Annotated in this window: 17 protein-coding genes and 2 tRNA genes; 10 read left to right on the plus strand and 9 right to left on the minus strand. The window is 62.7% G+C overall.

The features are described 5' to 3' along the window. Window positions 1-164: 164 nt before the first annotated feature. Together MKP08_RS02345 and MKP08_RS02350 are read left to right on the plus strand one after the other, a co-directional pair. Window positions 165-1163 carry a formate/nitrite transporter family protein gene (locus MKP08_RS02345; protein WP_241554723.1) on the plus strand — a complete coding sequence of 333 codons (999 nt, stop codon included), beginning with the start codon at window positions 165-167 and terminating at the stop codon, window positions 1161-1163. Between the two features lie 65 nt (window positions 1164-1228). Further along, complete coding sequence (locus MKP08_RS02350) at window positions 1229-2179, plus strand: formate/nitrite transporter family protein (protein ID WP_241554724.1); 951 nt, start codon at window positions 1229-1231, stop codon at window positions 2177-2179. Window positions 2180-2209: 30 nt separating this feature from the next. On the opposite strand, the gene MKP08_RS02355 is transcribed toward MKP08_RS02350, so the two are convergent. Beyond that, window positions 2210-2686 carry a hypothetical protein gene (locus MKP08_RS02355; protein WP_241554725.1) on the minus strand — a complete coding sequence of 159 codons (477 nt, stop codon included), beginning with the start codon at window positions 2684-2686 and terminating at the stop codon, window positions 2210-2212. Window positions 2687-2949: 263 nt separating this feature from the next. Between MKP08_RS02355 and MKP08_RS02360 the strand changes: the two genes are divergently transcribed. Beyond that, window positions 2950-3537, plus strand: coding sequence for a thermonuclease family protein (locus tag MKP08_RS02360; RefSeq protein WP_241554726.1), 588 nt, complete (start codon window positions 2950-2952; stop codon window positions 3535-3537). 302 nt (window positions 3538-3839) lie between these two features. On the opposite strand, the gene MKP08_RS02365 is transcribed toward MKP08_RS02360, so the two are convergent. Then, complete coding sequence (locus tag MKP08_RS02365; RefSeq protein WP_241554727.1) at window positions 3840-4139, minus strand: DUF1294 domain-containing protein; 300 nt, start codon at window positions 4137-4139, stop codon at window positions 3840-3842. A gap of 155 nt (window positions 4140-4294) precedes the next feature. Here MKP08_RS02365 and MKP08_RS02370 point away from each other — a divergent pair, with 155 nt between their 5' ends. Both MKP08_RS02370 and MKP08_RS02375 read left to right on the plus strand, forming a co-directional pair. Continuing rightward, complete coding sequence (locus MKP08_RS02370) at window positions 4295-4588, plus strand: endonuclease domain-containing protein (RefSeq protein WP_255750362.1); 294 nt, start codon at window positions 4295-4297, stop codon at window positions 4586-4588. Continuing rightward, window positions 4540-4650, plus strand: coding sequence for a DUF559 domain-containing protein (locus MKP08_RS02375; protein ID WP_255750541.1), 111 nt, complete (start codon window positions 4540-4542; stop codon window positions 4648-4650). Before MKP08_RS02370 ends, MKP08_RS02375 begins: the two co-directional genes overlap by 49 nt. Window positions 4651-4703: 53 nt before the next feature. Here MKP08_RS02375 and MKP08_RS02380 read toward each other — a convergent pair whose 3' ends face one another. From MKP08_RS02380 to MKP08_RS02390, 3 genes are read right to left on the minus strand one after another with little or no spacing between them, the layout of a single operon-like run. Continuing rightward, window positions 4704-5309 (minus strand): 2'-5' RNA ligase family protein, encoded by a 606-nt coding sequence (locus MKP08_RS02380; protein ID WP_241554728.1) that lies wholly within the window; start codon window positions 5307-5309, stop codon window positions 4704-4706. Continuing rightward, window positions 5306-6298 carry a hypothetical protein gene (locus MKP08_RS02385; protein ID WP_241554729.1) on the minus strand — a complete coding sequence of 331 codons (993 nt, stop codon included), beginning with the start codon at window positions 6296-6298 and terminating at the stop codon, window positions 5306-5308. Before MKP08_RS02385 ends, MKP08_RS02380 begins: the two co-directional genes overlap by 4 nt. Before the next feature lie 48 nt (window positions 6299-6346). Then, window positions 6347-7417: a ribonucleotide-diphosphate reductase subunit beta gene (locus MKP08_RS02390; protein WP_241554730.1), complete on the minus strand. Its 1071-nt coding sequence runs from the start codon at window positions 7415-7417 to the stop codon at window positions 6347-6349. A 284-nt stretch (window positions 7418-7701) separates the two neighbouring features. On the opposite strand from MKP08_RS02390, the gene MKP08_RS02395 reads away from it, so the two are divergent. The 3 genes from MKP08_RS02395 (at window position 7702) to MKP08_RS02405 (ending at window position 8455) form a co-directional block, all read left to right on the plus strand. Further along, a complete protein-coding gene (locus MKP08_RS02395) occupies window positions 7702-7857 on the plus strand; it encodes a hypothetical protein (protein ID WP_215227213.1) in 156 nt (51 codons plus the stop codon). Beyond that, on the plus strand, window positions 7844-8122 hold the full coding sequence (locus MKP08_RS02400) for a hypothetical protein (protein WP_215227212.1): 279 nt from the start codon (window positions 7844-7846) through the stop codon (window positions 8120-8122). Before MKP08_RS02395 ends, MKP08_RS02400 begins: the two co-directional genes overlap by 14 nt. Window positions 8123-8227: 105 nt before the next feature. Next, window positions 8228-8455 (plus strand): DUF2171 domain-containing protein, encoded by a 228-nt coding sequence (locus MKP08_RS02405; RefSeq protein WP_241554731.1) that lies wholly within the window; start codon window positions 8228-8230, stop codon window positions 8453-8455. A 115-nt stretch (window positions 8456-8570) separates the two neighbouring features. On the opposite strand, the gene MKP08_RS02410 is transcribed toward MKP08_RS02405, so the two are convergent. Together MKP08_RS02410 and MKP08_RS02415 are read right to left on the minus strand one after the other, a co-directional pair. Further along, window positions 8571-8646, minus strand: a tRNA-Thr gene (locus tag MKP08_RS02410). 68 nt (window positions 8647-8714) lie between these two features. Next, window positions 8715-8788: transfer RNA gene (locus tag MKP08_RS02415), tRNA-Cys, on the minus strand. A 131-nt stretch (window positions 8789-8919) separates the two neighbouring features. Here MKP08_RS02415 and MKP08_RS02420 point away from each other — a divergent pair. After that, the gene (locus MKP08_RS02420; RefSeq protein WP_241554732.1) at window positions 8920-9696 is read left to right on the plus strand and encodes an acyl-CoA thioesterase II; all 777 of its coding nucleotides are present in this window, start codon (window positions 8920-8922) and stop codon (window positions 9694-9696) included. A 26-nt stretch (window positions 9697-9722) separates the two neighbouring features. Here MKP08_RS02420 and MKP08_RS02425 read toward each other — a convergent pair whose 3' ends face one another. After that, on the minus strand, window positions 9723-10538 hold the full coding sequence (locus tag MKP08_RS02425) for a crotonase/enoyl-CoA hydratase family protein (protein ID WP_241554733.1): 816 nt from the start codon (window positions 10536-10538) through the stop codon (window positions 9723-9725). A 109-nt stretch (window positions 10539-10647) separates the two neighbouring features. Continuing rightward, window positions 10648-11859: an LL-diaminopimelate aminotransferase gene (locus tag MKP08_RS02430; RefSeq protein ID WP_241554734.1), complete on the minus strand. Its 1212-nt coding sequence runs from the start codon at window positions 11857-11859 to the stop codon at window positions 10648-10650. Between the two features lie 147 nt (window positions 11860-12006). Here MKP08_RS02430 and MKP08_RS02435 point away from each other — a divergent pair, with 147 nt between their 5' ends. Then, window positions 12007-13875, plus strand: coding sequence for a PHA/PHB synthase family protein (locus MKP08_RS02435; protein ID WP_373418061.1), 1869 nt, complete (start codon window positions 12007-12009; stop codon window positions 13873-13875). Window positions 13876-13944 lie beyond the last annotated feature (69 nt).

Consider the following 13944-nt stretch of genomic DNA (forward strand, 5'->3'; position numbering starts at 1 on the left):
AGCCGCCCAGATCAGCGCCTTCCACCGACTCCGAAATATGTCCTTTTGCCTCACCAGCATGACAAAGAGGCGTTACGCAGGCGCCGGTTAAAGAAGCGCGAATGCCCCGTGCGGGAACGCTAAGGCACATCGGCAGTCTCACCTCTATTAAGCAGGGGAGTGCCATGACCAGATCCGAAGACCTTCACGGTGCCCAGCGCGGCGGAACGGGCGGAAAGCCCGGTTCGGACGAGAATAGCCATCCCCTCAACCACCCGCAGGATGGGAAGGACGATGAAGGGCAAGAGGGGGAGGATGTGTCCCACCCGCCCGAGGAGGGCGAGGCCGTCTCCGATTACTTCGGTTTCACCGAGATTTTCAAACGTGTTCTGTCGACCGCCGATCACGAATTGGACGTCAGCAATTTCTACCTGTTCTGGAGCGCGCTTGGTGCAGGCGGAGCCTTGGGCCTGACCTTCCTCGCGCGCGTGATATTCACCGAAAGTGCCGGTGAGATCGAGCCGGGCCTGCTTGGCAACCTGCTCTATCCCGTCGGCTTCCTCATCATCGTCCTCGGCCGCTACCAGCTGTTCACGGAGAACACGCTGACTCCGGTGGTGCTGGTCCTGACCCGGTTGGCGAGCCTGCGCGACCTGTTGCGGCTGTGGCTCGTCGTCTTCGTCGGCAACATGGTCGGTGCGATCGCGTTCGCGGCGGCTATCGCCTATTCGAACGTTTTTACGCCGGAACGAGCGGCGAAGGCGATGGAGATCGGCCATCACGCGATCGAAACCCCGTGGCTCGAGATTTTCTACCGCGGCATCATCGCCGGCTGGATCGTGGCGGCGATGGTGTGGCTGGTTCATGCCATGCGCGATTCGATAGGTCGCGCGCTGGTGATCTATGTGCTGATGTATTTCATTGGGGTCGGAACGTTCTTCCATGTCATCACGTCCTCGGTGGAGGCGTTCTATATCGCCTTCGCCGACCCGACAGTGAACTTCTGGGTACTTTGGCCGAACTTCGTCGCCCCGGTCCTGATCGGGAACACGCTGGGCGGCATCATCTTCGTCGCGGTGCTGAACTATGCCCAGTTCGCCGAGCACAAGGATAGCCGGATGTTCGAACGCTACGAACGGATGAGCATGAAGCAATGGATCTTCGGCCACCGCGAGCATTATTGAATGCGTAGCGCGGATCGCCGGACGCGGGCGCGGGAACGGCCCTGCCCGCGGAAGGTCCTTAGTCCATGACAGATCGCGAGTCCGAGCACGAGAAACGGCCCAAGGCGCTGAAGAACTCCGAGAGCGACGACAAGCTCGATAATCTCGACCGGAACGAGAAGGAGATCATCCGCGATCACGAGGTCGCGAGTGCGAAGCTGGTGCACGAGATCATTCGGTTGCGCGGTATCGCCGAACTGGAGAAACCGTTCTTCGCCCTGTTGTGGTCGGCGATCGGCTGCGGCTTCGTGATCGGACTCTCCCCTTTCGCGCAAGGGATCTTGGCCGTTTCGCTGCCAGACAGCAGTTACAAGGGCGTTCTGGTCGCGCTGGGATATTCGGTCGGCTTCATCGCCGTGATCGCCGGGCGCATGCAGCTGTTCACGGAGAACACACTGACCGCGGTGCTCCCGCTGGCGACGACGCGCAACCGGCGCAACCTGCTGCGCACGCTGCGCATGTGGGGCATCGTCATCGCCGGCAATGTCGTCGGCACGCTGGGTTTCGCCCTATTCAACCACTTCGACTTCGGTGGGATGCCGCAGGTCAGTGCGGCAGTTGTCGCCCATTCGGTGGAAGAAATGCACATCTTGATGCCCGACGCGTTTCAGCGGGGCGTTCCCGCGGGCTTCATGATCGCCGCGCTGGTCTGGGCCATGCCCAATCTGGAGCGGCAGGAAATCCTGATCATCACCATCATCACCTGGCTGATGGCCTTGGGTAATGTCGCGCATTCCATCGTCGGTTGCGCGGAGATGTGGGTCGCCGTGCTGAGCGGCGCGATCGGAATAGGAGAGGGGCTGTTCGGCTTTCTGATCCCTGCCCTCCTCGGCAACATCGTCGGCGGCGCGCTACTGTTTGCCCTGCTGGCCCACGCCCCCGTGCGCGCCGAGATCGAGGGGAGCGAAGCCAAGCGAACGAGCGAGGCCCGCCCGCGCGGACGGATCAGCGCATCGGCGGGGCGCGGCCGGGGATAATCCACACCCCGCCCGCACCACCACTCGGGCCTAGCCTTCCGGCTCGGCTTCGCTATCCGCTTCCGCACCGGCTCCGGCATCCGCCTGCGCTGCGACCGCCGCATCGAGCTCGGCCTTGGTCGCACCCAGATAGAGCGTTTCCACCGCGCCCTCGGCATCGGCATAGAGATAGCTCATGGGCAGGCGGTAGGTCGCATCCCCGTCGCTCACGGTGACGATGTCGCCATCGATCGAGCTGACCGTCCCGATCTGCGCGCCGGTGGAATCGGCGACAGACACGCCCGCGGTCACCTGCGCCGGGGTGGCGGCCATCATCTGCGCCGTCTGATCGACCGTATCCTGCGTGGTCTGCATGGTATCCTGCGCCGCGGTGCCCACCGTATCGGTGGTCTGGCCCACGACCTCGCCGGTATCGACCTGCGCGCCTGCCCCGGCATTGACCTGGGCGGCGGCGGGCACTGCGATCGCAGCACCGGCACTCGCGATGAGAAGCGTTATCTTGCGCATGGGTTCTCTCCTTCCTTGCGTCTGTAGGTGGGCGGGAGAACGCACGATCGCGCGATTGGGGTGCCGGGGGCCGGTCGCGACAGACATTCGGCTCGTCGCGGAATGTGCGAGTTTATCACTCGATAACAAAGACTTGTGCGCGAGCCGAGCGCTTCTCCGAAAGCGGCGAGCCGCCGCGTCCTTGCGGCAGGGCACGCCCACGCGCCCTCCCCGATGCCCCGATTGGCGGTTCGTTTACCGCTCGCGGCGCAGACTGCGCAGCGATGGGAAACCTGCCGCCCTTCCGCCGTACGAAGCGAACGCGCCGCGACTGGGCGCGCCCCGCCGCCTATGGCGTGCCGAAGCGGCGTCGCGCGGGTGGGGACGGCTGGCTCGCCGCCGCGCGCGGGCTCGGCCCGATACTGGTCGCAGCGCCGCTCGCCGCCTTCACCGCTGTCTGGCTGCTGAGCGGCCCTCCGACGGCGGAGGCCGGGTCGCGAGCAAATGGCAGCGACAGCGAGAGCGCATATTTCTCTCGCTGCGTCGGTCCGGTCCGCGTCACCTGCGTGATCGACGGCGACACCATCTGGTACCGGGGCGAGAAGATTCGCATCGCCGACATCAACACGCCCGAGGTGAGCGACCCGGACTGCGATTACGAGCGCCGCCTGGGCGAACGCGCCACCGCCCGGATGACCGCGCTGCTGAACGATGGCGCCTTTTCGATCGAGCCCAACCCCGATGGCCGCGATACGGACAAGTACCACCGCAAGCTGCGCATCCTGACCCGAAACGGCAGGAGCCTGGGCGACACGCTGGTGCGCGAGGGGCTGGCCGAGGAATGGCAAGGCTTCCGCCGCGACTGGTGCTGAACGAGGGGCGCGAAATCCAACAGGATGGAACACATGGAACAGTGTCCTGACGCGGAAAAGCGGGCGCGATCGGCACGGCCGCGCGGGTGACGAAAATGACACCCCGTCACTTTCGCCCGCGGCGGCAAGCCCTTGGGCGATAAGCGTTTTTCACTTGGACGCGGCAGGGTGACACCCAGGGGCGAGGCGGAAAAAGACCGTGCGCCGTTCGAGAAGGCGTAGGTCGGAAGAGAGCGGTGCGCGCGCATCGCCGCCTATCAAGCAAATCCCTGCGGAGTAGGAAAATCCGCCCGTTCGCCGGGTCAGAGCAGGAAGAACACCGCCAGCCCGACGCAGGCCGCGACTTGCAGCAGGGCGATGGTGTGGAGATTGCCGGAGAACGGCTGCTTGCGCGTCTTGTGCCGGAACAGCGCCCGGCCCGCATAGGCACCGATGGTCCCACCGAAGAAGGCGAGCTGGAGCAGCGTCGATTCCCGCACCCGCCGGATCCCCTGCTCCGCGCACGCCTTGTCGAGGCCGAACGCCACGAAGGTCGCGAAATTCATCGCGATCAGCGCGTAAAGCGCCAGCAACGCCGGCGGTTGGGCGAGCGTGTCTTCCATCAGGCGGCGATACCGCCGGAATGGTGAGCGAGTGGTTAGCGGGTCGTTCCAGACCAACCCCTAACCTCTCCCGCAGGCGGGAGGGGGACCACGTAGCGCCCTTCTTCTCCCCTCCCGCTTGCGGGAGGGGCCGGGGGTGGGCAAACCGTACACAGATGCCGGACTGGAACCCCCGCAACACGAAGCGCGCCCGGGAATTGCGCCGGGCCGCCACCCCGGCCGAACGCAAGCTGTGGCCCTACCTCGCGAGATCGGCTCTTGGCGCGAAGTTCAGCCGCCAGATGCCGGTCGGCCCGTGGTATGTCGATTTTCTCTGCCGCGAACTGAAGCTGGCGATTGAGCTCGACGGGGCTTCAGCCACGATGTCCAGCCCGAGCGCGACGAGCACCGCGACACGGACCTGCGGGCGCGCGGCTACACCGTGCTGCATTTCGCCAATGCGGAGGTGATGGCCGATCCCGAAGCGGTCGCGCGCGCGATCCAGCAAATCATCGAGGAATTGCCCTCTTAAGCGCCTGTACGAAGGGGCCTGCCCCCAACAGGACTGAGTCGAGGAAACAAGGTCTAAAACTTGAAAGGCAAATCTTGCTGAAGTGGCGGACTTGGCTTGCACTTCGCGAGAGCCTCAGCCGCAAAGTCGATACGATCCTCGATAGACAAGGCAGCCGCATCATCAAGTTTCATCCCTTGCAAGCCAGGCATTACCTCCAAGTTCACACTACTACGAAGGTCGAATTGCCGCTGCGAGCTGGATCTTACGATCTCGATTCCTTCTATATTAAACCCAAAAATCAATCGCAACGGTTCGATTTTGTGAAATATCTTTTTTGCGGTATCTAAATCTTTTCCATTATAGATACTGATATGTGGAACAGGATTTCCGATAAAGTCTGGCTTGGACCAGTATTTCCGAATATTGGGCACTCCAGCCTTTAAGTAGACTGTGGAGCGCCCTTCGCTAAAAAAGTTCCAAGCCCCGAGCGAAAAAGCCGACGATTTGAACTTTGCTTGCGCTCGCGCACTAGGCCTCCTGCGAAACGGCCCGGCGACCGTGATATGAGCCGGCCACTTTTCCCTAGGATTTAATATGAAAACCGCTAGGTTTAGTAAGTCCCGGATCTCAGATTTAGCTGGGAACATGAAAACGAAGTATTTCTCGGATTCGCTCATACAATGAGAAACTTCAGATATCCGTGTTGTTCAGCTACGTGTCGCACTAATCGGCCGTACGCATCGATATGCCTACCGGCATGCGCGAAAGCCTCATCACGATTCTTCTGTTCGGAAATCCAGCAGAGCGTCTCTGCCTTCGAGCGACCAGTCGCATCCAAAAACCAAGCATACTCGGCACAGAGTATATCTACATCGGCGGATATCGCGGGGTGATTACCCGCAATCTCTTGCAATCTCTCAAAAGGAATAGTTTCAGAGGTCTTGATTGCGTCTTCAACAGATAAATGCTGCCCCTTTGATAGAAGATGAGCGATAAAAGAAAAACAAATATGAAGCCGGCTGAACTTTAGTTTCAAATTACCTAAATGACCTTTCGCACTTTTCTCGGCACTTTCCACGTTCTTCCATTGTCGCGAGTTTTCGTAATTAAGGCAGAGTGTTCGCCAGAACCTAAGAATATCGTTCATCAAAAACAGGGGGCGGAAATTTTCAGAATGATCATGAAAGTCAGTGAAATATGCCTCGATAGCCTGTTTGCGAAAACCTTGGAAGCAATCCTTCCCATAAAGCCACTCACTCTCGAGCATAAGCAGCATACGGGCAGTGAATGTGTTTTTGTAATCATCAATACGACTACCGAGGGCAGTGATCACGTCTTCAATGTGGATAAACTTAAGATATTCGCCATCGTTCGAAAAGTCAGGGAAGCCTCCAGCCTCGGCCGCAGACAGCACGGCATTAAAGATTTTTACATCCTGAATTCGGCCCATCGGCGTGCCATCGGACTCCCCAGACAACATAAAGAACGCGTCGAGGTCCGAATGGATACTTGCTTCACGCCTAGCCAGAGATCCCGTAGCATATATCGCGAGCTTTGGGTGCCTACTCTCTAATTCGAGTCCATCAACTCGACCGGATAAATCCTTCCGCAGATCATCGATTCTCGATTCGCATTCGCTTTGTCGACGCGCGTAAATATCAGTCATAGAGACTTCGTATTGGTCGCATTAGATGCTGGCAAGTCAACGGACTACTTATTCCGCCGCTTCAGTCGCAGCGCCCCCAGCATCATCCCCGAACAGCCCCGGGCCGTCGTCCTCGGCGCCGTCGACCTCGTTCGCGGCCTCGGCCTTGTTGCGCTTGTCGAAGGTGCTCCACACCGTGTTCCAGTCGCCCTTGGTCGCGCCCTTCGAATATTCGGTCGCGCGCTGTTCGAAGAAGTTGGCGTGCTCCACGCCGTTCAATAGCGGGGCGAGCCAGGGCAGCGGGTGCTCGTCGACCATGTAGAGCGGCTGCAGGCCCAGCTGGCCCAGCCGCCAGTCCGCGATGTAGCGGATGTACTTCTTGATCTCCTTCGCGGTCATGCCGGACACCGGCCCCATCTCGAAGGCGAGGTCGATGAAGTTGTCTTCCAGCCGCACCGACTTCTGGCAGATGTCGATGATGTCTTCCTTCACCGCCTTGGTGTAGCAATCGCGCTCGCGCACGAATTCGTGGAACAGGCGGATGATGCCTTCGCAGTGCAGGCTTTCGTCGCGCACCGACCAGCTGACGATCTGGCCCATGCCCTTCATCTTGTTGAAGCGCGGGAAGTTCATCAGCATCGCGAAGCTGGCGAACAGCTGCATGCCTTCGGTGAAGCCGCCGAACGCCGCGAGGGTGCGGGCGATATCCTCGTCCGTGTCGACGCCGAACTGCTGCAGGTAGTCGTGCTTGTCCTTCATCTCCTCGTATTCGAGGAACATGCCGTATTCGCTTTCGGGCATGCCGATCGTGTCGAGCAGGTGGCTGTAGGCCGCGATGTGGATCGTTTCCATGTTGGAGAAGGAGGCGAGCATCATCTTGATCTCGGTCGGCTTGAACACCCGGCCGTATTTCTCGTGATAGCAGTCCTGCACCTCGACATCGGCCTGGGTAAAGAAGCGGAAGATTTGCGTGAGCAGGTTGCGCTCATGCTCGGTGAGCTTCTGCGCCCAGTCGCGGCAATCCTCACCCAAGGGCACTTCCTCGGGCATCCAGTGGACCTGCTGCTGGCGTTTCCAGAAGTCGTAGGCCCACGGATATTCGAACGGCTTGTAGGTCTTGCGGGCTTCGAGAAGGGACATGGATTGCGGCTCCGGTTCGTGTGACCCACAACATATAGCGGTTGTGGGCGGAAATGTGAATCGCCGTGTGGCGGGCGGCGCTCTCGCCTGTGGGGGATGAGTCCCATCGGCAACAGCTGCGAATCGGTTCGCCCCCGGCGCGTCGGGATCGGATTATGCGGGTGTGTCTCGCGCTGCCAAAATGCCCGCGCAGGATCGGGTGGGGATAATTCGCGTGCGGCGCGGAACTGTGGGGGCGGGCGGTGCGCTTTACCTCACACAGGCGAAACGAAAGGAGCCCCGCGATGGGCAAGCTCGAACCCGACAACAGCCCCGATCTCACCCATGCGAAGTCCGACGTGCCGTTCGAACCCGAACGCACCGGCCCGCGCGAGGATGCGGCGCGCGCCAAGGCGAAACGGCGCGAAGAAGAGGAGCGCAAGGACGATGGCGAAGGATAAGGACGAGGCGCACCGCCACGCGATCGAGAACCCGGTCGGCGACGACGATCCGCGCTACGACCAGTATGCGGTCAACCAGCCGGAAACGATCGACGAGGACGGCGAACTTCCCCCCGGCGCGAAAGGCGGCCCCGGCGATGGGGACCCGATCGCCGCCGATGCCGAGGACGACAGCTACTCCGAATCCGACGGCGATATGGAAGCGCCCGGGGCGGACGAGAACAGCAAGGCGAAGGCGGATCGGGGCGCGAAGAACGGCGAGTGATCCTTCCCCCGCACCGACCCGTTTCCAACTCGCGACGAGTTGCGGAACGCGCGACAGCGATGGTCGTTGGTATGGTATAAGACACTTTAAAGGAAGGAAGAATTCATGTTCGAGAAGCTGCGGATCAAGGAGCATATGGAAGTCGCGGACGCCAACGGTCAGCACGTTGGCACGGTGGACGAGGTCAAGGATGATCGTATCAAGCTGACCAAGTCCGATGCCAGCGACGGATCGCACCACTTCATCCCGCTGGACGACGTCGAGAAGCTCGACGACAACCGCGTCTATCTGAAGCAAGGTGCACGCGTCCCGACGGGTACCGGCGCCAACTAATCAGCCAGCATATGCAGAAAGCCCTCGCCTCCATCAGGAGAGCGGGGGCTTTTCTCGTTTAAAGCCTGAAGGTAGGCACACCCGACGCCTGAACGTTGTGTTCGCGAAAGTGGGCTGGTGCCGCTTACGTGACTCGAACACGTGACCCCATCATTACGAATGATGTGCTCTACCAACTGAGCTAAAGCGGCATTGCCGGACCGCGCCTTAATCGCGCGGGCGACGGGTCGCAACGGAATTTGCCGCTGCGACCGGAAGATGGAGGCCCGAGCCGGAATCGAACCGGCGTGCAAGGATTTGCAGTCCTCTGCGTAACCACTCCGCCATCGGGCCGCCGCCCGCGCGGCTGGCAGACAGTCGCGCGGGAACAGCGCCCCTAGCCGACGCCCGATCGCAATTCAACGGTTTTGGATTCGCACTCCCGCAGGCTGGTCCGGCGTTGCGAAGGATGGCATGGCGCTGCCATGTCCGCACTCGACCTGATCGCCCCTGTGACCGACCGCGATGCCACCATCACCCTGCCCGCCGATCCGTGGATGCAGGGCCGCACCCTGTATGGCGGGGCGAGCGCCCTGGTCGCCTATACTGCAGCCGTCCGCCGCTTCCCCGAACTTCCGCCCTTGCGCAGCGGCCAGGTCGGCTTCGTCGCGCCGATCGGGGAAACGGTCACGACGCGGGTCGCGATGATCCGCCAGGGACGAAACGTGGCGCAGGTGCGCAGCGAATTACTGGTCGACGGGGAGGTCGCGCTGACCGCATTCTTCCTCTTCGGCACCGCCCGCGAGGCGAATGCGCGGCACAGCGCGCCGCGCGCCGAGCCGTGGCCCGGCAGTCCCGAGGAGAACGCCGATTCCGCGATCGATCAGGCACCGGCCTTCCTCGCCAACAATTACGAGGTCCGCCGGGCGCAGGATCGCGGTTGGTCCGGTCCGCCCGTCATCCGCCGCTGGGTCCGGCTGAAGGATGGCAACGGGCTGGACCCCACCAGCCGGATCGTGCTGATGGGAGATACCCTGCCCCCGGGCGCGATGCGGGCGATGGAGCGGCCCGGCCCCCTCAGTTCGATCAACTGGACGTTCAACCTCCTCGACCCCGCACCGGAAACGCGCGACGGCTGGTTCCTGACGGAGAATGCCAGCGTAGAGGCTGCCGATGGCTACTCGACCGAGCGCCTGCGCATGTGGGATGCCGACGGTCGGCAGGTGGTCGCCGGCCAGCAGCTGGTCGCGATTTTCGGCTGACCGCAGGCCCTTGTCAGAGGGCGCCGTCAGACGTCGCTGAAAACAGGTATCCGCTTGGCCATGCCGGCCAGCACCGCCTCGACCTGGTTGGACGATCGAATGATCGCCGCCTGCTCCTCGCTCTCGCGCAGCAGGAGCGCCGCACCGTCCGTATCGGCCATGGCGTTGGACAGCCGCTTGGCCGCGCGGATCGCATGCGGATTGCGCATGGCGATCGTTCCGGCGAGGTCCAGAGCCCGTGCCAACGGATCGTCGGCGATCTCGGTCACGAGTCCCATCACCTGCGCTTCCTCGCCAGTAATCTCGCGGTTGGTATAGACCAGTTCGCGCAGGACATCGTCGCGCACCAGGCCGCGCCAGTGGCGATAGCCGCCCATGTCGGGCACGATCCCCCAGCGCATTTCCATGATCGCAAGACGAGCATCGGCGCGCGCGATCCGGACATCCGCGCCGCTCGCGATCTGCAGCCCGCCGCCGAAGCAAACACCGTGAATGGCCGCGACGACCGGCACGGCCAGCTCGCGCCAGGCAGTCGCCACCTGTTGGAACCGGTTGGCGATGCCGTAGGTGCGCTCTTCCAGCGGGGGTTCGTCCGGATCGGCCATGTTGGCGAAGCTGGCGGTATCGAGCCCGGCGCTGAACGCCCGCCCTTCCCCCGACAGGACCACGGCGCGCAGCCCGCGCATCTTGTCGAGCGATTCGGCAGCGGAAATGATGCCGTCGAACATCGACCGATCGAGCGCGTTCATCTTGTCCGGCCGCGTCAGGCGGACCTGAGCCACGCCATCGTCATCGAGCGAAACTGCAACGCGGTCGTTCGTCGAAAGAGGAATGGCCGCCATCGCTTGTATCTCCTGTAGGTATCGCGCCGTCGCGCAATTCGGGGGCGCTGTCTAGCAGGTGATAATAATATTAATCGAGGTGGTGGCGAAACCCGATGCGGGCGACCGCTCAACCCGCAGCGCGCCGATCGCCGGTGTTGATTCCCTGCGCGGAAAGATAGCGTTTGATGTTGCGCGCCGCCTGCCGCAATCGCTGTTCGTTCTCCACCATCGCGATGCGGACATAGCCTTCGCCCTCCTCGCCATAGCCGACGCCTGGCGCGACCGCGACCTGCGCATGCGTGAGCAACTGCTTGGAGAATTCCAGGCTGCCCAGATGGGCGAGCGCAGGCGGCAGCGGAGCCCAGGCGAACATACTGGCGGGCGGCGGCGGAATATCCCAGCCGGCGCGCGCGAACGCCTCCACCATCACGTCGCGCCGCTTGTGATAGATGCGCCGGTTCTCCTCCACGCAGTCCTGCGGGCCGTTGAGCGCGGCACAGGCGGCCGCCTGGATCGGGGTGAAGGCACCGTAGTCGAGATAGCTCTTCACCCGCGTCATCGCCGCGATCAGCTGCTGGTTGCCGACCGCGAAGCCGATCCGCCAGCCCGCCATCGAATAGGTCTTCGACAGCGAGGTGAACTCGACCGCCACGTCCTTCGCGCCCGGCACCTGCATGATCGAGGGGGTCGGATTGCCGTCGTACCACAGCTCCGAATAGGCGAGGTCGGACAGGATCCAGACCTGGTTTTCCTTCGCCCAGGCGACCAGCCGCTCGTAAAAGGCGAGATCGACCACTTCGGCGGTCGGATTGGAGGGGTAGTTCACCACCAGCACGCTGGGCCGTGGCACGGTATAGGCCATCGCGCTTTCGAGCTGACGCCAGTATTCCTCGTCCGGGGTGGTCGGTACGCTGCGGATCGTCGCGCCCGCGATGATGAAGCCGAAGGTGTGGATAGGGTAGGACGGATTGGGTGCCAGCACCACGTCGCCGGGCGCGGTGATCGCGTTGGCGAGGCTGGCGAGCCCTTCCTTCGACCCAAGCGTCACCACCACCTCGCGCTCCGGATCGATATCAACCCCGAAGCGATTGCCGTAATAATTCGCCTGCGCTTTCCTAAGCCCGGGAATACCCCGCGATTGGGAATAGCCGTGCGCGTCGGGCTTCTGCGCCACCTCGCACAGCTTATCGAGCACGTGCTGGGGCGGCGGGCGGTCGGGATTGCCCATGCCCAGATCGATGATGTCCTCGCCCGAACGCCGCGCCGCGTGCCGCATCGCGTTCACCTCCGCGATGACGTAGGGCGGCAGGCGTTTCATGCGGTAGAATTCGGTTTCCATCGTGGTCCTGAGAAAGTGACGGGTGATCGGCGGCGATTCTGAAACATTCCGCCAGCCGCCGCAATTGCCGCGGTAACAAAATATCGATGGGGATATAGCGCGCGCGTCATGTATTGAATACCGGAGAGGAACTGCGAGGAGGGCCCGATGGCCGAAGAGACGCGCCGCGACGATCCGTTCACAGCGATGCTGGAGGCGCAGATGAAGCTGGCGCACGGCATGGCGCAGCCGATGATCGGCGGCACCGATGGCCCGGCGAAGCTGCCCGACCCGGAAGAGATGCGCGAATGGGCGGAGAATGCGGGCAAGCTGCAGGCTATGTGGCTGGAATTTCAGGGCAACCATGCCGTGCCGCAGGCCGCCCCCGAGCTGTCGGGCGATCCGGCGCGCTGGTTCGCGCTGGTGGAGAACTGGACCAAGAGCCTCCCCTTCGCGGCCGACATGGAGGCGCAGCAGAAGCTGTGGCAGGACAGCGTCGCGCTGTGGCAGTCGGTGTGGGCCGGAATGTCCGGCGATACCGGCGAACAACCCGATCTGCCGCGCAAGGATCGCCGTTTCGCCGACGAACGCTGGCGCACCCAGCCCGCCTTCGCGCTGATCCACCAGACCTATCTGCTGCTGGTAGAGCGGGTCGAGGCGATGGTAGACGAGCTGCAGGGCCTGACGCCTGACAAGCGCGAGCAGCTGAAATTCGCGACCAAGGCGATGGCCGACGCACTGAGCCCCGCGAATTTCGCCGCGACCAATCCGGTGGTGCTGGAACGGACCATGGCGACCAAGGGCGAGAACCTGGTCGAGGGTATGCGGCATCTCCTGGCCGATCTAGGCAAAGGCCAGCTGACGCATACCGACAGCGGCGCGTTCACGCTGGGCGAGAATATCGCGGTGACGCCGGGCAAGGTGGTGTACGAGACGCCGCTCTATCAGCTGATCCAGTACACCCCGACGACGGAGAAGGTGCTGGCGGTGCCGCTGGTGATCTTCCCCCCATGGATCAACCGGTTCTACATCCTCGATCTCAACCCGAAGAAGAGCTTCATCCGCTGGGCGGTCGAGCAGGGGCTGTCGGTGTTCGTGGTCAGCTGGAAATCGGCCGATGCGAGCATGGCCGACATCGAGTGGGACGATTACATCCGCGCGCAGATCGAGGTGATCGACCATGTCCGCGACCGGCTGAAGGTGCCCGCCGTGCATGCGATCGGCTATTGCGTCGCGGGCACCACGCTGGCGGCAACGCTGGCGATCTTGGCACGACGCGGCGAGGCGGACCGGGTGAAGAGCGCGACTTTCTTTACTGCCCAGGTCGATTTCCGGCAGGCGGGAGAACTGCTCAACTTCGTGGACGACCAGCAGCTTTCGGCGATCGAGAACCTGGAGACCGACGGCTATCTCGACGGGCGCTACATGGCCGCGACCTTCAACATGCTGCGCGGCACGGACCTGATCTGGAACTACGTCGTCAACAATTACCTGCTGGGCGAAAGCTACCCGGCGTTCGACCTGCTGCACTGGAACGGCGACGTCACCAACCTGCCCGCGAAATGGCACCGCGCCTATCTGCGCGACCTCTATCGCGACAACCTGCTGGTCCAGCCCGACGCGCTGTCGGCGGACGGAACCCCGATCGACCTCACGCGGGTCGAGACGCCGGCCTATATCCAGGCCGGGAGGGAGGATCACATCGCCCCGGCCGAGAGCGTGTGGAAGATACGTGAGCATTTCTCCGGCCCGACGCGCTTCGTCCTCGCCGGGTCGGGCCATATCGCAGGTGTGGTCAATCCGCCCGAGGCCAGGAAATATCAATACTGGATCAACGAAGACGACGGCGTGCGCACCCTGGCGCAGTTCCGCGAAGGCGCGACCGAGCATCCCGGCAGTTGGTGGCCGGACTGGATCGAATGGATCGAGGGGCACGACGGCGAGGAAGTCGCGGCGAAGGGCAAGCGCGTTCCGGGGAAGAACGACGCGGATACGGTGATCGAGGACGCGCCGGGACGGTACGTGATGACGCGCTGACCTTCGGTGCTCCGCTAGCAGTACCGTCTCTTCATTATTGTGCACTGCACAAAAAGCCTTGCGTTTCGC

It is taken from the genome of Erythrobacter sp. LQ02-29 (assembly GCF_022576075.2).
Lineage (GTDB): Bacteria > Pseudomonadota > Alphaproteobacteria > Sphingomonadales > Sphingomonadaceae > Alteriqipengyuania.